Source organism: Desulfobacterales bacterium, assembly GCA_029211065.1.
Lineage (GTDB): Bacteria > Desulfobacterota > Desulfobacteria > Desulfobacterales > JARGFK01 > JARGFK01.
This window is the reverse complement of record JARGFK010000050.1, coordinates 1-23,687: the sequence shown is the minus strand read 5'-3', so window position 1 is coordinate 23,687 and position 23,687 is coordinate 1. Positions and strand designations below refer to the sequence as shown.

The following is a 23,687-nucleotide window of genomic DNA, read 5'->3' as shown; positions in this document are numbered from 1 at the left end:
GATGTAAAGGAGAGGGTTCATGATAGATGCTGCCTTTGACGGGCTGATGATGATACTCACCATGAAAAACATGCTGTTTATGACTATGGGAATATTGGTCGGAATTGTTTTTGGCTCCATACCCGGTCTTTCAGGGCAGACCTCCCTGGCTGTCTTAATTCCGTTTGTTATCGGTATGAATCCAGCAACGGCCATGAGTCTGTTGTTAGGCGCACACGTTGCCGTCGAATATGGCGGTTCCATCAGCGCCATTCTTATCAATACACCGGGAACCGGACAGGCCATCGCTACCTGCTGGGACGGGTACCCGATGGCCAAAAGAGGAGAGGCCGCCCGGGCACTGAGCATCGCCGCCACCAGCTCCGCCGTTGGCGGCCTCTTTGGTTTCGTGGTACTGGTGGCATCGATTCCGGTTATGCGAATCCTGCTCATGGCGCTGTCTTCTCCGGAATATTTTATTATGGCATTTGTGGGACTTGCCTTTATTGTCGTTTTAGGAGGAGGCTCACTCATTAAAGCGTTAATTGCGGGGGGGCTGGGATTGATGCTGTCCCTTGTGGGACTTGATCCCATCACCAGCATTCCCCGTTATACTTTCGGGCAACTGGTCCTCTGGGATGGTGTTCCGTTAATTCCGGTTGTTGTGGGACTTTTTGCCTTTCCCGAGCTTGCCATGCTCATGGCAAAGGGTTCAAGCATTTCAGATGTGGAAATGGGCGATTCACAATGGCGCCTGATCTGGCAGGGAATCAAAGATACTGTTAGTCACTGGCCGGTGCTGTTGCAGTGCAGTGCACTGGGAACACTGATCGGGATTGTACCGGGCTTGGGAGGGACGGTTTCCAACCTGGCAGCTTACGGTCTTGCCGCCAAGACTTCGAAAGAAAAAGACATGTTCGGCCAGGGTGCGGTAGACGGCATCCTGGCGCCGGAAAGCGCCAACAATTCAAAAGAAGGCGGCGCTTTGATTCCAACGGTTGCCTTTGGGATCCCCGGTAGCGCCGGCATGGCTATCCTGCTCGGCGTTTTTGTTATGCTGGGCTTGGTGCCCGGTCCTGAAATGCTGACCACTAAGCTGAATTATACCTTTGCCCTGGCAAGTGTCCTGGCGATTTCAAATGTGCTGACCACCCTCATCGGCCTGGCGTTTTGCGGCCCCATTGCCCGGCTTACATTTCTGCCGGTGTATATCCTGGTGCCCATGATCACCACGGTTTGTCTGGTCGGTTCGTATGTGGACGGCAATGAGATTGAAAATATTTTTCTGGCGGTGGGATTTGGATTTCTGGGTTATATGTTGAAAAGAAACGGTTATTCCCGGGCGCCGCTGATCATCGGAATCGTTCTTGGAACCATCGTTGAGAGATACCTGCATATGTCCATCAAACTCTATGGGTGGTTATTTTTTATGCGCCCGATCTGTATGATATTGATTATTATCATTATGTTGACCATGATCGCGCCGGTCTTATTCCGAAAGATGAAAACGAGGTAATTGACCATGAAATACGGCGGAAGGTTATTAAATATTTTTTTATTCATCATAACAGTCGGCTATGTCCTGATCGGAATGAACTACAGCCGAACGCCTAGAATTTTCCCCCTGATAGTCGGGATTCCGATGGTTCTGCTTACGGGATTTCAAGCGCTGCTGGATTTTTTTCCGAACCTATCAAGGAAATATTCAGAATTGGGCGGCCTTGATGCAGAAAATATTTCAAGTAGGGGCCGGAAGGCTAAGAAGAATATCGAATCGGACGATGCCGAAAGAAGCCGTAAGGAACTCGAAATATTTTTATGGCTGGGTGTCGCAGTGATGTTGATTATGCTGGCGGGCATCATGGTGGGCCTGCCTCTGTTTATTTTTATTTTCCTGAAATTCAGATATGCACAAGGGTGGAAATTATCCCTGAGTCTGCCATTGGGAACCATGCTGGTAATGTACATCATCTTCATAAAAGTGCTATCCATTCCGCTATATAAAGGATTTTTTTTAAGTGGTTAAAGAATAAATGCTAAATTTTGGTTTATACCCGCACCGATAACTCTCTGCCGCCGCAAAAGCTTGTCAGTATAAGGATTATAGAGAATATGTTTGCTGTTATGCATTGAAATTTGTATGAGCCGGACATCTTAATATTACAGATAAAACCAAATTCAAGAACAAGAACATTCAATGACTTAGAAGAGGAGAAAACGATGGAAAATTTCTATGATCGCTGGCTTAAATTCTGGGACGAAACGGAAGCAGAGCGCGCCAAAGCGCCAAAGGTGATTCACGAGGAGGAGCTCGAATGGATCGAGACCCGGCAGGACAAACGGACCGCCTTATTGGCTTCGCCGGACAATGGTTTTGTTACCCAAGGGGGCCAAACCATGCTGGTGGAAATTCCGGAAGGGTGGAAAACGGGAAAACACAGCCATGGCGAGGAGGTCATGTTCATCATCGAAGGCAATGGGTGCACGGTCATTGACGGCGAGCGATTTGACTGGGAAAAGGGATCCACGCTTTTCATGCCCTTCGGCGCCGTGCACCAGCATTTCAATACGGGCAGCGGAACTGTGCGGTACATTGCAGCCAACGCCATTCATCTGGAACGATTCGTGGGACTTGCCAAGCTGGTTCAGTATGAAGACGCGGCCCAGATAAAGCCGGGAGAGCCCAAGGACCCCCGGCCGATATCCGGTATCAGCACGAATAAACTCGGCAGACTGGTGCTGCATATGAAGGATGCCCCCCAGCGGCTGGCTACAGATGAAGACCGCAAGAAGGATCACTTTCACGCGCGCAGGGTCAATTTGATGGGTTATCCGGGGGTCGGCTTTGAGGCCACCGAGGCCCAGATCACCACCCTCATGTGCGACGAACCGCAGGAGTCTCCGGAACGACACGCCCACATGGAAGCGCATGTCTATATCCTCGAAGGAGAAGGGCATTCCATCGTGGACGAGGTCAAAGTGCCCTGGAAAAAGGGTACGCTATTGCACGTCCAGGGCCCCGTCACCATGCACCAGCACTTCAATACCGGCAGCAGTGAGTCTGTGATGCTGCGAATCGAATTCGGAATGCGATCGAAATTCTTTGAGGACATTGCCAAAAGAACGTTTCCGACAATCGGAAGCACCTATGCGAATATCGTCGGGCGATAGCAGGAGAGAAAAGGGCTATCTGCCTTCCCGTTCGTTAATCTCGCCAATTTTGCTTTGAAAATTCAGGACGCGTAAATCGAACACTTGCGAACGGCCATGGCCGCCTCCTGAAGGGCTTCGGCAAAGGTGGGGTGGCCGTGCACGGTGCGGGCGATATCTTCGGATGAGGCGCCGAATTCCATGGCCAGGACGCATTCCGCAATCATGTCGGCAGCACGCGGTCCGATGATGTGCACCCCCAGCACCCGGTCGGTTTTGGCATGGGCGATGAGCTTGACAAACCCTTCGGATTCTCCCATGGCCCGGGCCCTGCCGGCCCCTGAAAAGGGATACGATCCGGTGCTGTAGGGAATGTCGCGCGATTTCACCTGCTCTTCCGTGAGCCCCACGCTGGCCACTTCCGGCCAGGTGTATATCACGGCCGGGATCGTATCGTAGTTGACTTCTCCGGCCCGTCCGGCCATGCATTCAACGGCGGCAATTCCTTCAGCCGAAGCCTTGTGCGCCAGCATCGGCCCCGGGATCAGGTCGCCGATGGCATAGATGGAAGGGATGCTGGTGCGGCAGGAGGCATCCACCATAACGTGGCCGCTTTTGGGATCGGTTTTAACGCCGGCCGCTTCCAGGCCGAGATCCCGGGTCAGGGGACGGCGGCCCACCGCCACCAGCAGCCGGTCACACGTGAGGGTTTCTTTTTTTTCATCCGTTTGAAGGGTCAGGGTTACGCCCTTGGCGCCTGCTTTGGCTGCGGCCACTTTGGTTTTAAGACGAAAGTGGAGCCCCTGGGCGGTCAGAACGCGCTGGAGGGTTCGCCCCACCTGTCCGTCCAGGCCGGCGGCCGGTTTCGACAGCATTTCGATTACGGTCACCTTGCTTCCCAGCCGCCGCCAGATCGACCCGAGTTCCAGGCCGATATACCCCCCGCCGACAATGCCGAGATGTTTCGGCACTTCTTTAAATGCAAGGGCTTCGGTGGAGGTGACGATGCGTTTTCCGTCAAATTTTAAGCCGGTGGGAGCGATGGGCTCGCTGCCGGTGGCCAGCAGGATATGCGTTGCCTGCAGGGTCTGGCCCCTGGATTTTCCCTTGGCGGATGCCGGGGCGATTGCCACCTTGTCCTTACCCGCCAGCCGGGCCGTGCCGCGAATGATGGGGATGCTGTTTCCCTCCAGCAGCTTGCGGATGTTATCCGTCAGCTCTTTTACCACCCGGTCTTTGCGCGCCATCATGGCGGCAAGATCGAGGGTCAGTTTTCCGGTTTTGATGCCGTGGTCGGCAAAGTGACTGCCGGCCAGGTGAAAGTATTCACTGGAGTCCAGCAGCGCTTTGCTGGGGATACACCCGACGTTCAGGCAGACGCCGCCCAGGCGGGGTTCCTTTTCAACGCAGGCGACTTTCAATCCGAGCTGGGCCGCCCGCACGGCCGCCACGTAGCCGCCGGGTCCGCTGCCGATAACAATGAGATCATAGGTCGTTTTTTGAGCCATTTTTAAATCTCCATCATGATCAGTTCCGGGTTTTCAACGCATTCCTTGATGCGTTTTAAGAAGATGACGGCTTCCCGGCCGTCAACAATGCGGTGGTCATAGCTCAGGGCAACATACATCATGGGGCGGTTCTCCACCTTGCCGTCACGGGCAACCGGCCGGTCCTCGATCCGGTGCATGCCCAGGATCCCGCTCTGGGGCATGTTCAAAATGGGGGTGCTCAGCAGGGATCCGTATATGCCGCCGTTGCTGATGGTGAATGTGCCGCCTTCCAGATCGGCCAGTTCCAGGCGTTTTTCGTTGATTTTTTTGACGAATTCGACAATGGCGCCCTCCAGTTCGGCAAAGCCGAGCCGGTCGGCATGACGGATCACCGGCACCACCAGGCCCCTGTCGGAGCCGATGGCAATACCGATATGATGGTAATGATGATACACAATATCGTCGCCGTCGATGGCGGCGTTAATTTCCGGGAAATCTTTTAATGCTTCGAGGGTCGCCTTGATGAAAAAAGACATGAATCCCAGGGGCACGCCGTATTTTTCTTTGAATTTTTCCTTCAGCAGCGCCCGGACCTGCATGACCCGGGTCATGTCGATATCGTTGAAAGTGGTCAGCATGGCCGTACCCTGCTTGGCTTCCAGCAATCGGGCGGCAATGCGCCGGCGGATCGGGCTCATGGGTTTGCGGCTGACGGCTTCTTCAGCCCCGCCGGAGGCTGCCGGCGCAGGTTTTGTTTCGGGCGTCGCAGCTTTTTGGGACGGGGTCGCGTCCACTGTTTTTGCAGCACCTCCGCTTTCGGCCCTTTCCAGATACAGCAGCACATCTCCCTTGGTAATTCTTGCGCCGGGCCCGGTTCCGCTGATGCGGGCAACGTCAATGTTTTTTTCGGCTACCAGCCGGCGCACCGACGGGGGCAAGGCCGGGGCTGCTTCGGCACGATCCTCAACCGGGGCCGGAGGAGGTTCCGGCGATTCCGGCTGTTTAGCAGCGCTCTCTTCCGGTGGCGGTTCCGGCTGTTTAGCAGCTTTTTTTTCGGGCGCCGGCGTTTCCTGTTTTACCGCCGGTTTGGGGGCGGGTTCGTCGGGTTCTGTTTCGGGGGCTTTGTCAATCGGTTTCGCTTTTTCGGCGGCTGCCGCTTTTTTGCCCTTGGCAGCCGCAGCCTGGGTATCGATGGTTCCCACCACCGCGCCGATTGCGACGGTTTTACCCTCGGAAACCTTAATCTCCAACACACCATCGGCTTCGGCCGCAACCTCCAGGGTAACCTTATCGGTTTCGATCAAGAAAAGCGGTTCGTCCTTCTGGACGGAGTCGCCGTTTTTTTTAAACCACTCAACCAGAACCGCTTCTTTTACGGACTCCCCCACACTGGGTATCTTGATTTCAATTTTCATCGTAACTCCTTATCCTTTTCGGCGCTTGGACGATCTAAATGCATTTACAAGGATTTCGGCCTGCTCCTGTTTATATAAGTTGGGATAACCGGTGGCAGTGCTGGCCGAGGCCTTGCGGCCGACATATTCCGGCGGCTGTTTCAGCAGAACCTCCAGCCGGGGGGCTATAAAGCTCCAGCCGCCCATATTCCGGGGTTCCTCCTGAACCCAGCGCCATTTTTTAACGGTTTTGTACCGTTGAAGACTTTTCTTTAACTGCGCCAGCGGAAACGGGTAAAACTGCTCTATCCTAATGATGGCGAAGTCTTTCAGTTTTTTGTCCCGGCGCTGCTGCAACAGCTCATAGAAAATTTTGCCGCTGCAAAAAAGGAGGGTGCGGGGCGATTTTATGCCATCCGGATCCCCAAGGACCTCAAGAAAGGATCCGGTTGACAGGTCCCTGAGGTCGGATATCGCCAGGGGATGGCGCAACAGACTTTTAGGCGTCATCAGGATCAGCGGCTTGCGAAAAGGCTGATGCACCTGGCGTCGCAGCAAATGAAAATACTGGGCCGGCGTGGTGGCGTTGCAGACCTGGAGGTTGTCCTCGGCGCAAAGCTGCAGAAAGCGTTCCAGACGGGCGCTGGAATGCTCCGGCCCAAGGCCTTCATATCCGTGCGGCAAGAGCAGCACCAGGCCGCTCTGGCGCTGCCACTTGGTTTCTCCGGAACTGATATAAAGGTCAATGATGGACTGGGCATTGTTGGCAAAATCGCCGAATTGCGCCTCCCAGAGGATTAATCCCCGGGGTCGGGCCAGGGAATAACCGTATTCAAACCCCAGAATGCCGGCTTCGGAAAGCATGCTGTCATAGACGGTAAAAGAGGCCTGTTTTTTTGAAATTCCGTTCAAAGGAATCAGGCGCTTGCCCGTTTGGGTGTCGATCAGCGCACTGTGGCGCTGACTGAAGGTGCCGCGGCCGCTGTCTTGACCGCTTAACCGGATGGGATGTCCTTCGGCCAGAATGGACCCAAAGGCCAGGGCTTCGGCGCAGGCCCAGTCGATCCCTTTGCCCTGTTCAACCGCTTCAAGCCGCCGCTGCAATAACCGCTGCAGCTTGGGATAGAGTGAAAATTCAGACGAAACGGTGTTTAAGCTGCGGGCATATTGAACCAGTTTCTTTTTGTCCACGCCGGTTTGCAGGGGTTTGTGGGAATAATTTCCGAGATATTCCTTCCAGTCGTCGTATCGACGGGATGCGGGCAACGGGCAAGTGCCGCTCTGAACCGCTTTAAAAGCGGCTTCGATGGTTTGGGTTATGGTGGCTTCAATTTTTTGAGTCTGTTTTTCCGTGATCACGTTTTCCGCCATCAGTTTTTGGGTGTAAAGCTGATAGAGCGGCGGCCGCTGCTTGATTTGTTCGTACATGAGCGGCTGGGTAAAATACGGTTCATCCCCTTCGTTGTGACCGTAGCGTCGGTAGCAGACCAGATCGATGACCACATCCTTTTTAAACGCCATGCGGTAGTCGCAGGCCAGTTGAACGGCATGAACGGCCGCCTCGGGATTTTCACCGTGAACGTGAAAAATCGGTACCGACAGCATTTTAGCAATATCGGTGCTGTAGCGGGTGGAGCGGGCATTTTCAGGGAGCGTGGTATAACCGATCTGGTTGTTAATGACCAGATGAACCGTCCCGCCGGTGTGATACCCTTCGAGTTGGGACATGTTCAGGGTCTCGGCAACGATTCCCTGCCCGGCAAAGGCGGCGTCGCCATGGATCAGCAGCGGCAGGACCCGGTTGCGTTCAATATCGCCGGTTAAATCCTGGCGGGACCTGGCAACTCCCTCCACCACCGGATTTACAGATTCCAGATGGCTGGGGTTGTTCACCAGAAAAATCTGAATCTGTCGATCCTGGCCGATCTTGACATCAGCCAGATAGCCGTTGTGATATTTGACGTCGCCGGCGCCGAAAAGACTTTCCGGGTCATGGCAGTGTTCGAATTCAGTAAAAATTTCCTCATAGGTCTTGTCTAAAATATGGGCCTGAACATTCAAACGGCCCCGGTGGGACATGCCGAGAATAATTTCGCGGCACCCGTTATGGGCCAGGTGCCGGACCAGAAGGTCCAGCATGGGGATAACGACGTCGGCGCCTTCCAGGGAAAAACGGGTCTGGCCGATATATTTTTTGTGAAGAAACGCTTCAAAGAGCGTAGCCTGGTGGAGTTTGTGCAAAATCTGGCCCCTGGACGCACTGTCGAATTGCGGCTGATTGCGGACCGATTCCATGCGGTCCTGCAGCCAGCGCCGTTCGTCCGGGTCCTGGAGATGCATGAATTCCACCCCGATGGAACGGCAGTAGGTCTCACGCAGGGCCTGGAGGATCTCGCCCAGGGGGGCGTGTCGGGTTTTTGAAAAATGCCTGGCAAAAAAAGTTCTGTCCAGGTCTTTTTCCGACAGACCGAAGGCGTTCAGCTCCAGGAGAGGATGTTGGGTCGGGCAGGCCGAAAGGGGGTCCAGACAGGCCAGCAGGTGTCCAACATCCCGATATCGGTAGATGAGCGCTTCCACACGGGCCTGTTTTAAAACGGCATGTTCATCTTCGGGTCCATCAGCGGCAAATTTGCCTGAAGCGGCCAATGCAAAGCCTTCGAAAAAAAACTGCCAGTCCTGTGACAGCGCATCGGGGTCTGATTTCCACAATCGATACTGGGCGTCAATGTAGTCTGCGTTCCAAGTCTCAGATATATCCATAGTTTCTATGCCTTGTCATGTTTTTTATGCAGCTGTCGGGTAAACCAGTCGGCCACCACTTCGGCCACCTGACTGCGATGGTCTTCTTGGCTGAACATATGGTCCGCCCCCGGAATGACTTTCAGGGTAATCGCAGCCGGATTTAGCTTATGTGCCTGGAGGGCTTCGTCCATGGGAACAATTTCGTCCCTGTCGCCGTGGATTACCAGCAGCGGTCTTTTGAGGGAACCGATCACTTTCAACATATCATAGTTGCCTGCATCAGCAAAAAAATCTTTTGAAATCTCCAGGGAACGGCCCCGGCTGGTAAAGAAAACCCGGCCGGACCTCTCTATTTCGGTCTGCTGCGCTGTGCTGAGGAAATGGGTTGCCTTCATGCCGGATATACGGGAGGCCAGCAAACAAAACGCCCGAACGCTTTTCAAGCGGGCGCCGGCCAGCAGCGCGATATTGCCTCCCGTACTATGGCCGGCCAGCCCGATCCATCGAACGCCGCTGTTGGCGGACAAAAAGGCTGCGGCGGTTTTCATTTCGGCGATATGCTTGGCGTAACTCGAATCGATGAATGCGCCTTCACTCTGACCGTTTCCGGAAAAATCAAAGCGCAGGACCGTGAATCGGGCCGCGGCCAGCTCGCGTCCCATTTGTTGAAGCACGCGGGTATGACGGGAGCAGGTGAAGCAGTGCCCGATAATGATACCCCCGTCGGAGGGCTTTCCCGGTTGGTGCAGGGTTCCGGTGAGTTTTTCACCCAGATGATTTTTAAAATGAACCTGTTTTTCCATCTATTTTTTTTGTAAATCTTGAATCGTTCTAAAAAATGATAAGGTTTATGATTATGAGATGGTGCCTGATAAGATAGACCGCGGCCATTAAAGATTTGCAGAAATAATAAGAAAAAACAGAAGGCGTGTCAAATAGATATTGTTGAATGACCGGTGGCATCGCTTTCAGTTTTCATTCGGTTGATCGCATATATATTATGGTTTTTCCGGAAACAGGCGGCGGGTTTTTTGTACCCATAGGGTTTAACTTGACGGGTTAGGGTTTTTGTGGGATTTTTAAACTCGTCGGCCATATAAGGATTACCCGCGCGCAAGCCGGTGGTGCGTCACTATTTGTCCCATCAACGGCAGTTTGTTTCCAGGCTGTCCGGGAGGTAAAGACCCATGAAGATCGATATTTCCATTAAAATCGGAGGAGAAGCCGGCCAAGGCATCCAGACCGTCGGCCAGCTGCTGGCCCTGGTGTGTCAGGCCGGCATGTATGTAATGGCCGTAAACGATTTTGAGTCAAGAATCCGGGGCGGTCGCAGCTTTTTCCAGGTGCGGATCAGCGACCGGCCGGTTCAGGCCCCCGACCATCGCATTCACCTGCTGGTGGCGATGGACGATAAAACCGTCCAGACCCACGCCGCGGAAATGGTTCCCGGCGGAATCATCTTAATGGAAAAGGGAGCCGGTCCAAATAAAAAGGCGGTTTCGGTTCCCTTTATCGAACTGGCCAAACAGGCGGGGGCCAGGATTACCTCCAACACCGTTGCCGTCGGCGCCTGTCTGGCGCTCCTGGGAGCGCCGTTTAGCATAATGAAACGGATTCTTTCCGAGCAGTTCAGCCAAAAGAGCAGGGACATCCTGGAAAAAAATATCAAGGCGGCGGAACTGGGGTTTGGCGCGGTAAAGGGAACGTCGTTCAAGTGGGCCTTCAGCTGGAAAAAGACCCGACCCAGGGGTATCCTGATGGAGGGGTCCAAAGCGGTCGCCCTGGGGGCTATGGCTGGAGACTGCCGGGTGGGGGCCTTTTATCCCATGTCGCCCGCCACCAGCATCATGGCCCATCTGGCGTCGTTTGCTGGGCAGTGCCCCGTGGTTGTGGAGCAGGCTGAAGATGAAATCGCGGCAGTCAACATGGTCATCGGCGCAGCCTTTGCGGGCGCCCGGGCCATGACAGCCACATCCGGCGGCGGTTTTTCGCTGATGGTGGAAGGGCTGGGACTTGCCGCCATCACGGAAACGCCGATTGTGATCGTCAACGCCCAGCGACCGGGCCCGGCCACCGGGCTGCCGACCCGCACGGCCCAGGCCGATCTTCATTTTGTGATCCGGGCATCCCAGGACGAGTTTCCCCGGTTCGTATTTGCGCCGGGCACCCCGGAGGAGGCCTATGACATGACCGCCCGGGCATTTAACCTTTCTGAAAAATATCAGGTGCCGGCCATTGTTCTGGTGGACCAGTATTTTAATGATTCCCTTTTTACAATCGAAAAGCCCCTGGCAGCTCCCCGCAACATTGAACGGTCTATTGTGGGGGATAAAGACATGAAAGACCCAGGGGCCTACCAGCGCTTTGCCATAACGCCGTCGGGCGTATCGCCCCGGGCACTTCCCTGTAAAGGCAAGGCCCTGGTGGTGGTGTCCAGCGACGAGCACCGTGAAGACGGACACATCAGCGAAACCATAAGCGACCGGGTCCGGATGGTCGACAAGCGTCAGGCCAAATGGCCGGCCATGCTTTCGGAAATGCGGCCGCCTCAGGGTTACCATGGGGACAGCGATATCCTGCTCATCGGCTGGGGATCCACCAAGGGCGCCATCCAGGAGGCGGTGGATGGGCTGAGAGAAAAGGGCCTCGATGCCGGCAGCTTGCATTTTACCGACCTGTGGCCGTTTCCGGATAGTGCGGTTAAGACTGCGCTGCAGAAGAAAAAAAAGATCATTATGGTGGAGCAGAACACCACGGCCCAGCTTGGCCAGTTGATCCGGCAGCAGACCGGGCTGGATTTTAGCGGCGCGATACTGAAATATGACGGCCGGCCCTTTTATCCGAAAGAGATTATTGAGGGCGTTCAAAAAAAGATGTGAGGTGTCCATATGGTCAGCATTAAAACCTATGAATCCGATTATGAAAACCAGTGGTGCCCGGGATGCGGCAATTTCGGGATTTTATCCGCCATCAAAGACGCCCTGGTTAAACTGGACTTGACGCCGGATAAGGTCCTGATCATTTCCGGCATCGGGCAGGCGGCCAAGACGCCGCATTTCCTGAAATGCAATACCTTTCACGGGCTGCACGGCCGCGCGCTGCCGGTGGCCACCGGCGCCAAGATGGCCAATCATCGGTTGAACATACTGGTGAATTCAGGAGACGGGGATTGTTACGGCGAAGGCGGCAATCATTTCATGCACGCCATTCGGCGCAACCTTGACATTACCCTGCTGGCCCACAACAACAAGGTCTACGGGCTGACCAAGGGGCAGGCCTCCCCCACGGCCGATCTGGGGATGGTGACCAAACAGCAGCAGGCGGGGGTCACCAGCGAATCGTTCAACCCCCTGGCCGTTGCCATATCCCTGGGCGCCGGATTTGTGGCGCGCGGTTTTGCCGGCAACACCGAACATCTCAGCAATCTGATCCAGGCCGGCTTCCGGCACAAAGGTTTTAGCCTGATCGATATCCTGCAGCCGTGTGTTTCTTTTAACAGCGTCAATACCTACGACTGGTATAAAAAAAGGGTCTATGACCTGAATGCCAAAGCAAAACACCGGACCGAGGATTTTACCGCGGCCATCACCGCGGCCCGGGTGTGGGGGGACAAAATTCCCATCGGCATCTTTTACCGGAAAGAAATACCCACATTCACGGATCAAATACCGGCGCTGAAAAAAAGGCCTTTGATTGCGAAAGTGTACAGCCAGAAACGGCTTCAGGCATTACTTTCAGAGCAGTAAGTAAAAGGGGGAAGGCAAAATGGAATTCAGGGAGGAAAAAGACACCATGGGAACAATCAGTGTCCCTGAAAATGCCTACTACGGGGCGCAAACCCAGCGGGCAGTGGAAAACTTCCCCATCAGCGGGCTGACGTTTCCGCAGGAATTCATCCATGCCCTGGCGCTGATCAAACAGTGCAGCGCCAGGGTGAACAAAGAACTGGGGCTTCTGCCGCCGGAAATAGCCGATGCCGTTATTGCGGCCGCCCGGGAAGTGCTGGCGGCAAAGCATGCCGATCAATTTCCGGTGGATATCTTTCAGACCGGCTCCGGCACTTCAACCAACATGAATATGAATGAGGTTCTGTCTTCACGGGCCAATGAAATCATTACCGGGCAAAAAGGCGGAAAGTCGCCGGTGCATCCCAATGACCACGTGAACCTGGGGCAGTCCAGCAACGATGTCATTCCGACGACCCTTCATGTTGCAGCGGTGACTGCCATCCGCAATCGCCTGCTTCCGTCGCTGCAGGTGCTCCACAGCTCCCTGTCGGACAAGGCGGCCGCCTTTGCCGATATCGAGAAAATCGGCCGAACCCATTTGCAGGATGCCGTTCCCGTCACCCTGGGCCAGGAATTTTCCGGATATGTACGTCAGATTGAACTGGGGACGGACAGAATCAAAGCTGCCGAAGTGCGGCTGGTCGAACTGGCGCTGGGGGGCACCGCGGTGGGCACCGGCGTCAATACCCATCCGGAGTTTGCCCCGCGGGTTATTGCGCTGATTGCCGAGCATACCCGGGCGCCGTTCCGGGAGGCGGTCAATCACTTTGAGGCCCAGGCCGCCCAGGATGCAGCTGTTGAAACCAGCGGAGCCCTGAAAACCCTTGCGGTCAGCTTGACTAAAATCGCCAACGATATTCGCTGGATGGGAAGCGGCCCCCGTTGCGGGATCGGCGAAATCACCCTTCCGTCACTCCAACCCGGTTCTTCCATCATGCCGGGAAAAGTAAATCCGGTCATTCCGGAGGTTGTGGTCCAGGCAGCAGCCCAGGTGATGGGCAACGACGCCACCATTACCCTGGGGGGGCAGTCCGGCAATTTTGAATTGAACGTCATGCTGCCGGTGATGGCTTATAATCTGCTGCAATCCATCAGCCTGTTGTCGGCCGCAGCCGAAGTGTTCGCACATAAATGCATCAAGGGTATTACGGCCAACCGCCGGAAATGTTTTTCAAATATCGAGCAGAGCCTGGCCCTGGTGACGGCCCTGGTCCCGCTGATCGGTTACGACAGGGCCGCAGGGATCGCCAATAAAGCCTATGATACGGGTAAAACCGTCCGGGAAGTGGCGCTGGATGAAAAGGTTTTAAGCGAGGCGGAATTGAATCGGCTGTTGGGGCCGCTTGAAAAAGATTAGAACCAATCTCAAAAAAGTCTTTTTGTCCCATATCGGCGTTGAAGCCGCGCATCAACTCCTCGAAATACTCAAGTATTCCTGCGGGTTTATGCTTGCTTCGCCTTGATCTGAAACAAAAATCTTTTTTTTGAGATAGGTTCTATTAATACTTCAGCCTTCAGCCTAAACACCTGAGCGATTATTAAAAACAGCCTGCCCGAGATGACAAACAATACGGCCTCCTCGGGCATGAGCATAAGGAAGGATCAATTGATTTGAACACAGCAATTTCCGATCATCACGGCCTGTCCCGCATAAAGCTTTTCTGGGCGCTTTCACGGACCCCCCATGCCGTTCTGGACATCAGCACGCCTGCGCTGGCTGCATTGCTTTGGCTGGGAGCCTTCCCCCCCCTGAAAGTGATTCTGCTGGGCCTTTTGACCGCCTTTGCCGGCTATACAGCCGTATATGCCTTAAATGATGTGATCGATTACCGCGTGGACCGGGAAAGGGTGAAAAGCGGCGAACTGCCGGCGGCGGAATCCTACCTGGATGATGTCATGGTTCGCCATCCCATGGCCTACGGGCTGCTGAGTTACAGAGAAGGCTTGACCTGGGTCTTGGCCTGGGGGGGGCTGGCGATGCTGGGCGCCTATCTCCTGAACCCGGTGTGCGTCGTTGTTTTCGTGGCCGGCTGCGCTCTTGAAGCGGTTTATTGCCTGATGCTGAAGGTCAGTTCTTTGAGAACCCTCGTGAGCGGTGCGGTCAAAACGTCCGGTGCTGTTGCCGCCGTATTCGCGGTGGACCCCGATCCTTCGTTGGCATTCATGCTGTCGTTGTTTGTATGGATATTCTGCTGGGAAATCGGCGGCCAGAACATACCCCATGACTGGGCCGACATCGAGGAGGACCGGCGGCTTGAAGCCCAAACGGTTCCCGTGCGGTTCGGCGCCGAACGGGCCACGGCCCTGATACTCTATACACTGATCGCCGCCGTGATGCTGAATATTGCGGTTGTTCATTTTTCTCAGGCTGTTTTTGAACTGTTAGTTGTCATCGTTTTTTTGATTGTGGGGATTTATTTTATAATTGTTCCGGCCCTGCGGTTATATAAGATAAAAGAGCGCAAAAACGCCATGGCCCTTTTCAACCGGGCCAGTTATTACCCGCTGGCGCTGCTGATGGTGGTGGTGGTTAAACTGGTTGTTTCCGTTATCGTTCCTTAGTACACTATTGCGTAAATCTGGTCGGGTATTTTTTTATGATGAACTTTCTTGGGGGATTTCGAAACGGCTTCTGAAAAACTGAATAGAAACGGGTGAAAATGATGAAAGAATTCGATTCTGAAGAGCTGGCGAAATACAACGGAGAAAATGGAAGTCCCATTTATATTGCCCACCAGGGAAAGGTCTACGACATCAGCGAAAGCAAACGCTGGAAGGCCGGCATGCATATGAAGCGCCACCGCGCCGGAGCCGATCTCAGCACGGATATCAAGGCCGCACCCCATGGCCCGGAAGTGTTTGAAAAGTTTTCGCAAGTAGGCATTCTCAAAAAACAAAAGGCGTCCGAGGTTGAGATGCCGGCCGTATTGTCATGGCTGCTGGCGCGCTACCCCATGCTGCGGCGGCATCCCCATCCCATGACGGTACACTTTCCGATTGTCTTTATGTTTTCCACCACTGTGTTTAATGTGCTTTACCTCATTACCGGCGTAAAGTCCTTTGAACTGACGGCCCTGCATTCGCTGGGGGCCGGCATCTTTTTTACCATCGTCACTATCCTGACGGGACTGTATACCTGGTGGCTGAACTACCTCTTCCGTCCGGTTCGGGCCGTGCTCATTAAAAAACGGCTTTCGCCGGTGATGCTTGTCCTGGCCGTCATTGCGTTTATATGGCGGCTTAGGGTACCGGATGTTTTGGATAATCTTGGCGGGATCGGGTATATATATCTGCTGCTGGTCCTATCTTTTCTGCCCATGGTGACGGTGATCGGCTGGTTCGGCGCGCAATTGACCTTTCCCATTGAAAATGAATAAAAAATTTAAACTCCATCGTTGCTCACCTGATTCTCAAGTACAGCCTGAGCCTGCCCACATTCCAGAGAGACAGGAAGGATATGGGGTCCATCGCAGGATTCCCCAAACAGCCGACCCGGAAAACCATCCACATTGAAACATGAACCATGGAGAAGCTCACATGAATACCGAATCCGACAATCAGAGCCATAAACTCTCACTCAGGAACCTTGTCCGGTCGGATTACGATGACTGCAAGGACATCATGGATGAAGCCTACTCGCTAATGGGTGGCGCGTGGACCAAAACGGAGTTTGAAACACTCCTGGCCCTTTTTCCCCAGGGACAGATCTGCATCGAAGACAAGGGCAGGGTAGTATCGGTAGCCCTCACGCTGATCATCGATTATGACAGCCTTGAAGACGACCACTCCTACGAAGATATCGTTTCCAGCGGGAAATTCGAGAGCCACGATGATGACGGCGACTACCTGTACGGCATCGATCTGTTTGTTCACAGCCAATACCGGGGAATGCGCCTGGGGAGGCGTCTTTATGATGCATGCAAGGAACTGTGCGTCACCCTGAATTTAAAGGGAATCATCATCGGCGGCAGAATACCCGGTTATGCCGCTTATCACAAAACCATGACCCCGGGTGAATATATCCAGAAGGTAAAAAGCCGGGAGATCATCGACAGGGTTCTGACCTTTCAGCTGGCCAACGATTTCCATCCCAAACGGGCCATCCGTAATTACATTCCTGCGGACAAGGCCTCCATGAGCAATGCTGTTTTTCTTGTCTGGGATAACATCTTTTACCAGAGAACCAAAAAACAAGTGTGGGGCAGGAAATCCAACGTCCGCCTGGGTACAGCCCAGTGGCAAATGCGGCAGTTCCAGTCCCTGGATGAAGTGCTTCACCAAGTGGAATTCTTCGTGGACACCGTGTCCGGGTACAATGCCGACCTGCTCCTGCTGCCGGAGCTTTTTAACGCCCCGCTCCTTGCCCGTTACAACCAGGAAGACCCGCCCCAGGCCATGCGCCGCCTGGCTGAACATACAGAACCCTTGCGGGACGCACTGCTGCAGATGGCAATCAGTTACAACATCAACATCGTTGCCGGCAGCCTGCCTCAGACCGTTGATCAGAAACTGTATAACGTCTCGTTCCTGTGCCGGCGTGACGGCACCTGGGATGCCCAGAAGAAACTGCACATCACACCGGATGAAGCTGAATACTGGGGACTGAAGGGCGGGGACAGGCTCACCGTATTTGATACGGACGTTGGAAAAATCGGGATACTGATCTGCTATGATGTCGAATTTCCAGAGCTGCCGCGACTGCTGGCAGAAAAAGGCATGAAAATCCTGCTGGTCCCGTTCTGGACCGACACCAAAAACGGGTATCTTAGAATCCGCAGGTGCGCCCAGGCCCGGGCCATCGAGAATGAATGCTATGTTGCAATCTCCGGCAGTGTCGGCAACCTGCCCAAGGTGGAAAACATGGAAATCCAATACTCCCAGTCAGCCATTTTCACACCATCGGATTTTGCCTTTCCCCATGACGCCATTGCGGCTGAAACAACGCCCAACACGGAAATGACCCTGATTGCCGACGTGGATCTGGACCTGCTTAAGGCACTTCGAAAACACGGCAGCGTCCGGAACCTGGACAGCAGACGCAAGGACCTGTACAGGGTAGAATGGATCCATCCGGTCCAGGAATGAAGCAACCCTATTTAACACTCCTGCCATGGGTATGCTTCAATTTTCATCAATTTCCCTGCAATATTCAGGTGATTTTTAAAATGAATTTATTTACCTTGCATTCCGGGAAGCGTACTTATATCATTCACTCAATTAATAGGATCTGATACATATGGCTGTACAGGTGTGCAGGCCTAACCAGATTCAAAGACTAAGGAGAAAATATGGGTTTCAATCAAGGTGGCGGCAAGGGTGGATACGGTGGCGGACGTCCGAGGGAATTTCATAAGGCGATTTGCTCGGAATGTAAAAAGGAATGCGAAGTTCCGTTCAAACCAAGCGGTGATCGTCCGGTCTACTGCAAAGACTGTTATTCCAATAAGAAAGCCTGACGGACATTAATCGCTGATCTTTAATTCCGAATCATTGAAAAGCCCGACAAAAGTAATTTTGCCGGGCTTTTTTTAAAAAAATGGAATACCACGGTTACCATTGCCCGACGTCTTATCAAAGTGAATAAAGCCTTGTTCCGTCCACACCCCAAACTCATCTCTCTATAAATTATACATTGCGATTCACCGGCAATACGGTCCGGCCATGCAAGGCGTCTGCTATTTGCCTTGCTGGCCCGGGGCTATCTTTCCGGCCTGATCCTTTATACGCTTGTCGGAATCTCCCTGGCCGGCACCTATACCACCGGATTGATGATACTTTCCGAACGCTATCCCAGGGAACGCAGGGGGATGGTTTCCGGTCTTTTTGTGGCGAGCACTTCGTTCGGCTTTGCCCTCTCGCTCATATTAAGCGGCATTGCCATGCCGATTGGCGGTTACCGGCTTGCATTTATGGTGACAGGTTCAGGGCCGCTGATTGCAGCGGTCGTAATTTGGATTACCCTGGCAAACACCCCGGTATCCATAGCACCCCGGAAAAAAGAGCAAAAATTCACCAAAGAGGTGCTGGGGAACAAGCCTGCCATGCTGCTGATTAACGGCTATACCTGCCATAACTGGGAATTGCAGGGCATGCGATCCTGGATACCGGCCTTTCTTTTTTCAGCGCTGGCCCTGCGCGGTATAGACAACCTTAATGCCGCCGGCTTCGGGGCCTATATCACGGCGGGGTTCCACCTGACGGCACTGCTGGCATCCTATTCCATGGGATCCCTGTCGGATCGCCTCGGGCGCGACCGTGTGCTCTTTACGCTTGCAGCCATGAGCACCATCTGTTCGTTCGTTCTGGGATGGATAGTGGCGTGGCACATACTGGTGGTCGTTGCCATAGGCCTGATTTACGCATTTACCACCCTGGGGGACTCACCGGTGCTATCGGCAGCCCTGACCGAAGCGATGGAGCCCTCATACCTGGGGGCGGCTTTCGGGTTGAGGTCTTTAATCGGGTTTGGCGCCGGCGCACTTGCACCGCTGGTGTTCGGCGCTGTGCTGGATTGGACCAATCCCGGAGAAGCGGGGAGCGTAGCGTACGCGTCGTGGGGATGGGCGTTCAGCACCCTGGGGCTGGCGGGCACAGGCGCAGTCTGGGCTGCATATCGATTTGCAGGCTTAAAAAAAACTTTGCTCTGAACTTTCTCTTCTTTCGTCCATTACCAACAACCCGCAGGTTTTCCGATCCGCTGCCTTATTATAGATAAATTGAAAAAAATATAAATTATTTATTGACAATCGATAATCGATAAACTAATAAAAAATTATTAATCCCTGCTGTTATTAAAATGACGATGCTTTCAGCAACCTATCGGGGATTTAACGATTTTTTTTTCACGCGAACTGCCCATCAAATTTATTTTTATAATAAAAAAACTGCGCTCCAGGCTACGAATCATTTTAAAAGTATAACAATTTTTAAATTTTTCAGGAAAGGTAAAGACCATGCTGAACTTTAATGATCTGCCATTTATTGATCATCACTGCCATCCCTATGATCCCAAAAAGGCAACCTTGGAACCGGAATTTCTGGCCCGTGAGTTTTTTCATGGCATGGGTGATATTCCCGACCCGAAGGCTGCCAAGGCGCGGATGTGGGGGGCCACCGATGCGCTTCGTTTCCACTTTCCCTTTATGGGGGTTGTCCAGACCCTGATCTGCCAGCTGTCCAAGGTTCTTGATTGTCCGGCGGAACTGGAGGCCGTCGGCCAGGCGCGCAACCGGATTTCATCTAAAAGCTTTGCCGACTATATCAAGCTGCTCTATAAAGATGCCGGTATTGTAAGGACCGTTTTAGATACCGGTCTTCCCATCAATGATCCTCTGCTGGAGCTGATGCCGGGGAAAAAACTGAGGCTGTTCCAGTTTGAACCGCCTCTGGATAAATTCCTGAAAACGGTCGAATCCTATGGAGAGCTGCTTGGCAATTTCCAGGAAAGCTTGGAAAATTCAATTAAAAAGGACGGATTTATCGGGGTCAAGGTCCACCTGGCGGAAAAGGTCAGCTTCGACGTCCTGCCGGTCTGGGAGAAAGAGGCGGCAGCCGTCTTTCCCAAGGCTAAAGCGGGAGACGCCGCAGCTTATAAAAAAATATATACCGCTGTTTTCACCGCCATTTTACTTCAATGCCAGGAATTGGACGTGCCGGTTCATCTTCACAGTGGTTTTACCGGCGGCACCTGGAACGGACCGATCCACAATGCGGACCCGTTCTTATTGGCCCCCTTTTTAAAGCACACCGAGTTTTTAAAAACTAAAATTGTTTTACTCCATGCCGGTTTTCCCTGGACCAAGCAGGCCGGCCAGATGGCCCATGGCTTTCCCCATGTCTGGGTGGATATGGGGCAGATGACGCCCTGGGCCTCTCTGCGCATCGCTGAATGTTACCGGGATGTGATGGCCTGGGCGCCGCTTTCCAAAATCGTTGTCGGCAGCGGCGGCCATGGGACGCCTGAAATTGCATGGTTGTCTGCTAAAACGGCTAAGATAGCCTTGGCGGAGGTTCTGGGGGATGCGGTGCGCCTCGGGTTAATAGAAAAGAAAGATGCTGAAATGGCAGGGCGCATGATTCTGCATGACAATGCCGCCCGCTTGTATGGACTTATTTAGATTTGAATATTTTACTTTATACTCAAACTTAGGGGCTTGAAAAAGCAATGAAGAAAACAGATAGGCCGAAAAGCCTGGTTACATTTATCACCGAAGACCTGGAAGAAAAAATATTAGAGGGAAAACTCAAACCGGGTCAGCGGCTGATTGAATCAGACCTCTGCAAAACATACGGGGTCAGTCAGACCCCTTTGCGGGAATCCCTTAGAATTTTAGAGAGCCAGGGGTATCTGGTACATGAACCGCGCAAGGGGGTTAGCGTCACCCAAATTACCCTGAACGATATTGAAGAAATCTATCATATAAGGGCCAGCCTGGAAAGTCTGGCACATTATTGGGCCGTAAAGAGATATGACCCTGAAGTGCTGGCTCAACTAAAAAATTTACAGAAACAGATGCGTCTTGAGGTCAGCAAAAAAAACGTAAAAGCTTATTTTGAACTAAACCTTAAATTTCATGAAATCCTTATCAATGCCTGCCGGAATAAACGGCTAATCAACATGATCCAGACCTTTGTCAAACAGACCAAACGCTATCGGACCGATATTCTGCAGAGCCCGGAAAGGCTCAAGCGTTCCATGGAAGCGCATGAAAAGATCATACGGTCATTTGAGGATAGGGACGCTGAAAAAGCGGAAAGGCTAAGGAAAGAAAGCATACTGGGGAATATCCAGGTTTTTGAAAAAAAGTTCAAGGAAGAGAAAACGAATTGAGTTAAGCGGTTCAGGCGGAAACCCGGTTCGTTTTAACCGCCACCCCCAGCAGCCACATGCCGGGGACTTCAAAGGACGCCTGCAGCGGCATTCCCCGATCCGCCAATGCGCTGCAAAAGTCACTGCCGCGGAATCGATTTTCGGTGGGATGCAGAAGGATATGGCGGGTGATAAAATTCCCGTACAAGGCCGGATAAAGTTCTTCCACATAAAATATCCCGCCCGGTTTTAATACCCGTTCGATTTCAGACAAGGCCGCCTGCCAGTCAGGCACATGATGCAGCACCCCGAAATCAAACACGGCGTTAAAAGACCGGTCCTTAAATGGAATTCGAATTGAGTCCGCCACCGAAAGCGTAATGTCTTTAACGAATTCGCTTCCCAGGTAGCGGCGGGCTTTTTGGATCATTTCGATATCCAGGTCCTGGGCGTGCATCAGGGCGGGATTAAAGGCCTGGCGGATGAGCCTGGCGCCGGCGCCGCGGCCGCAGCCGATTTCAAGAACGGCGGCCCCCGGTTTTAAAGGCATTTTCTTTTTCAGCCAGCCGATTTCAATACGTTGCTGAATTACCCGGGAAGGATTGTTGACGACCCAGCGTTCGGCCCAGTTCAGTTTCATATTTTAGACCCCTATTGCTTTTTACCGAGATGCACGACAGCGATGCCGTTAGTCAGCCGGCGAAAGACGACCCGCCTAAATCCGATACGTTTCAGTATATCGGCCAATTCGCCCGGCAACGGAAACGTCCGGATGGATTCCGGCAGGAGGGTGTAGGCTCTGCGGGAGCCGGCCAGCAGTTCACCCAGAAGCGGCATGATTTTAAATGAATAAAAATCATACAGAAAGCGGAACAAGGGGGCTGTGGGCTTGGAGAATTCCAGGCACATCAGTGTGCCGCCGGGCTTCAAGATCCGGTGCATCTCTGTAAATCCCTGTTCCATCCGAGTCACGTTACGGATGCCGAACCCCACCATGGCAGCATCAAAATAGTTGTCGGGAAAAGAAAGTGCCTCCGCGTTTCCCTGAACGTGTTGAATCTGGCGCCTGACGGAGGCATGGGTCGGTTTGGTTTTACCGGCTTGGATCATGGCGCGGTTGATATCAAACAGCACCACCCGGCCGGCCGTTCCGACTGATCGGTGTGCCAGGATCGAAAGATCGCCGGTCCCGCCGCAAACATCCAGAACCCGGTCGCCGGGCTTTAATTTCATCATCCGGATGGCCGAACGCTTCCAGAGATAATGGATGCCGAAACTCAAAAGCGTATTCATAAAATCATAGCGCTTGGCCACGGTTTCAAAATGAAGACAGGTCCGATGGACTTTTTCTTCCCGGGGAACTTTCTGGTATCCAAAATAGACGAGATCGTTCCGGTCCGTCTGCTCCCCGGAGCGGCCGATTTTGCTTTGCTCGTCCAGCCAGGTGGTTTTTTTTGAAAGCATCATGTGATCCTTTTGTTGCCGGTAGCGTTAAATTGTATATCAAAACGTGAGCCAAATTGCCAGAAGGCTTTAATAATAACGATATGAAATAAAATTCTTGATTATTTCCCTCATATCAACCTAAATGGTACTAAATTATTTCATGTCCAGATTTTGAATATGCGTTGGATGACGGGTATCAAACGCTTGAAAGGAAAGAGGTCCATATGAACCTTTTAAGAGTTGATCTTGCGTTGCAATGTCAAACAGCCGGCCGCGAACAATTTCATTTTATCTTGAAGGCGTCCTTTTTTTTTCTACTGCTTACGATAGCCCTGCCGGGAATACATGTTCCTGCTGCGGATGCGGCTGAAAGCCAAATCAATTGCCGTATCCACGATGGGGCCTGTACCCGGAGCCTGCCGGGACTCGACGTTACGCTGGACATCCGCCCGAAACCGGTCAAAGCCATGCAGGATCTGGTATTCAAGGTCTCGCTTGCAGGCGAAGGCCCGGACCAGACGCCGTATATCGATCTGGGAATGCCCGGGATGAAAATGGGTCCGAACCGGGTAATTTTAGAAAAAACATCCCGGACTGAGTATAGCGGAAAAGGCGTTATTGTGCGCTGCCCCAGCGGCCGCCGCACCTGGCAGACGACGGTCACGGTCCCGGGCAGGGGAAAAGCGGATTTTATTTTTGATGTTATCTATTGACGCACTGTATCTGATATTCTTTACGAGCGGATTTACCGTCGGCTTTGGCCACTGTATCGGCATGTGCGGACCCCTTGTGGTTTCTTTTTCTTTAAATTTAAAGTGGGTATGCACTTTACTCAACCGACCACATGGTGTAGTATGCGGTTATGGAGGAGCCAAGACACCCTGTTGCT

19 protein-coding genes are annotated in these 23,687 nt (G+C 53.1%); 13 read left to right on the top strand and 6 right to left on the bottom strand.

Going from position 1 to position 23,687, the window contains the following annotated elements:
- Positions 1-19 precede the first annotated feature (19 nt).
- The 3 genes from P1P89_12355 to P1P89_12345 all read left to right on the top strand — a co-directional run bounded on the left by P1P89_12355 (position 20) and on the right by P1P89_12345 (position 3,150).
- On the top strand, positions 20-1,495 hold the full coding sequence (locus P1P89_12355; protein MDF1592300.1) for a tripartite tricarboxylate transporter permease: 1,476 nt from the start codon (positions 20-22) through the stop codon (positions 1,493-1,495).
- 6 nt (positions 1,496-1,501) lie between these two features.
- Positions 1,502-2,005: a tripartite tricarboxylate transporter TctB family protein gene (locus P1P89_12350; GenBank protein MDF1592299.1), complete on the top strand. Its 504-nt coding sequence runs from the start codon at positions 1,502-1,504 to the stop codon at positions 2,003-2,005.
- Positions 2,006-2,199: 194 nt separating this feature from the next.
- On the top strand, positions 2,200-3,150 hold the full coding sequence (locus P1P89_12345; protein ID MDF1592298.1) for a cupin domain-containing protein: 951 nt from the start codon (positions 2,200-2,202) through the stop codon (positions 3,148-3,150).
- Positions 3,151-3,212: 62 nt separating this feature from the next.
- On the opposite strand, the gene lpdA is transcribed toward P1P89_12345, so the two are convergent.
- From lpdA to P1P89_12325, 4 genes are read right to left on the bottom strand one after another with little or no spacing between them, the layout of a single operon-like run.
- Positions 3,213-4,637, bottom strand: coding sequence for a dihydrolipoyl dehydrogenase (gene lpdA, locus P1P89_12340; protein ID MDF1592297.1), 1,425 nt, complete (start codon positions 4,635-4,637; stop codon positions 3,213-3,215).
- Between the two features lie 2 nt (positions 4,638-4,639).
- Positions 4,640-6,034: a 2-oxoglutarate dehydrogenase complex dihydrolipoyllysine-residue succinyltransferase gene (gene odhB / locus P1P89_12335; protein ID MDF1592296.1), complete on the bottom strand. Its 1,395-nt coding sequence runs from the start codon at positions 6,032-6,034 to the stop codon at positions 4,640-4,642.
- 9 nt (positions 6,035-6,043) lie between these two features.
- Entirely contained in the window at positions 6,044-8,773 is a 2,730-nt protein-coding gene (locus tag P1P89_12330; protein ID MDF1592295.1) for a 2-oxoglutarate dehydrogenase E1 component, read from the bottom strand.
- A 5-nt stretch (positions 8,774-8,778) separates the two neighbouring features.
- Complete coding sequence (locus P1P89_12325; protein MDF1592294.1) at positions 8,779-9,558, bottom strand: alpha/beta fold hydrolase; 780 nt, start codon at positions 9,556-9,558, stop codon at positions 8,779-8,781.
- A gap of 384 nt (positions 9,559-9,942) precedes the next feature.
- On the opposite strand from P1P89_12325, the gene P1P89_12320 reads away from it, so the two are divergent.
- From P1P89_12320 to P1P89_12280, 9 genes are all read left to right on the top strand, one after another.
- Positions 9,943-11,634: a 2-oxoacid:acceptor oxidoreductase subunit alpha gene (locus tag P1P89_12320; protein MDF1592293.1), complete on the top strand. Its 1,692-nt coding sequence runs from the start codon at positions 9,943-9,945 to the stop codon at positions 11,632-11,634.
- A 9-nt stretch (positions 11,635-11,643) separates the two neighbouring features.
- On the top strand, positions 11,644-12,501 hold the full coding sequence (locus P1P89_12315) for a 2-oxoacid:ferredoxin oxidoreductase subunit beta (protein ID MDF1592292.1): 858 nt from the start codon (positions 11,644-11,646) through the stop codon (positions 12,499-12,501).
- 19 nt (positions 12,502-12,520) lie between these two features.
- Positions 12,521-13,900, top strand: a complete 1,380-nt coding sequence (locus P1P89_12310) for a class II fumarate hydratase (GenBank protein MDF1592291.1) — start codon at positions 12,521-12,523, stop codon at positions 13,898-13,900.
- A gap of 254 nt (positions 13,901-14,154) precedes the next feature.
- On the top strand, positions 14,155-15,105 hold the full coding sequence (locus P1P89_12305) for a UbiA family prenyltransferase (GenBank protein MDF1592290.1): 951 nt from the start codon (positions 14,155-14,157) through the stop codon (positions 15,103-15,105).
- Positions 15,106-15,203: 98 nt separating this feature from the next.
- Positions 15,204-15,920: a cytochrome b5 domain-containing protein gene (locus P1P89_12300; protein ID MDF1592289.1), complete on the top strand. Its 717-nt coding sequence runs from the start codon at positions 15,204-15,206 to the stop codon at positions 15,918-15,920.
- Positions 15,921-16,080: 160 nt separating this feature from the next.
- Complete coding sequence (locus P1P89_12295) at positions 16,081-17,628, top strand: bifunctional GNAT family N-acetyltransferase/carbon-nitrogen hydrolase family protein (protein MDF1592288.1); 1,548 nt, start codon at positions 16,081-16,083, stop codon at positions 17,626-17,628.
- 599 nt (positions 17,629-18,227) lie between these two features.
- A complete protein-coding gene (locus P1P89_12290) occupies positions 18,228-19,190 on the top strand; it encodes an MFS transporter (GenBank protein ID MDF1592287.1) in 963 nt (320 codons plus the stop codon).
- Positions 19,191-19,496: 306 nt separating this feature from the next.
- Positions 19,497-20,660, top strand: coding sequence for an amidohydrolase family protein (locus P1P89_12285; protein MDF1592286.1), 1,164 nt, complete (start codon positions 19,497-19,499; stop codon positions 20,658-20,660).
- 47 nt (positions 20,661-20,707) lie between these two features.
- A complete protein-coding gene (locus P1P89_12280) occupies positions 20,708-21,373 on the top strand; it encodes a GntR family transcriptional regulator (protein ID MDF1592285.1) in 666 nt (221 codons plus the stop codon).
- A 10-nt stretch (positions 21,374-21,383) separates the two neighbouring features.
- On the opposite strand, the gene P1P89_12275 is transcribed toward P1P89_12280, so the two are convergent.
- Together P1P89_12275 and ubiE are read right to left on the bottom strand one after the other, a co-directional pair.
- Positions 21,384-21,992 carry a class I SAM-dependent methyltransferase gene (locus P1P89_12275; protein MDF1592284.1) on the bottom strand — a complete coding sequence of 203 codons (609 nt, stop codon included), beginning with the start codon at positions 21,990-21,992 and terminating at the stop codon, positions 21,384-21,386.
- 11 nt (positions 21,993-22,003) lie between these two features.
- The gene (ubiE, locus tag P1P89_12270; GenBank protein MDF1592283.1) at positions 22,004-22,819 is read right to left on the bottom strand and encodes a bifunctional demethylmenaquinone methyltransferase/2-methoxy-6-polyprenyl-1,4-benzoquinol methylase UbiE; all 816 of its coding nucleotides are present in this window, start codon (positions 22,817-22,819) and stop codon (positions 22,004-22,006) included.
- A 203-nt stretch (positions 22,820-23,022) separates the two neighbouring features.
- Between ubiE and P1P89_12265 the strand changes: the two genes are divergently transcribed.
- Complete coding sequence (locus P1P89_12265; GenBank protein ID MDF1592282.1) at positions 23,023-23,511, top strand: hypothetical protein; 489 nt, start codon at positions 23,023-23,025, stop codon at positions 23,509-23,511.
- Positions 23,512-23,687 lie beyond the last annotated feature (176 nt).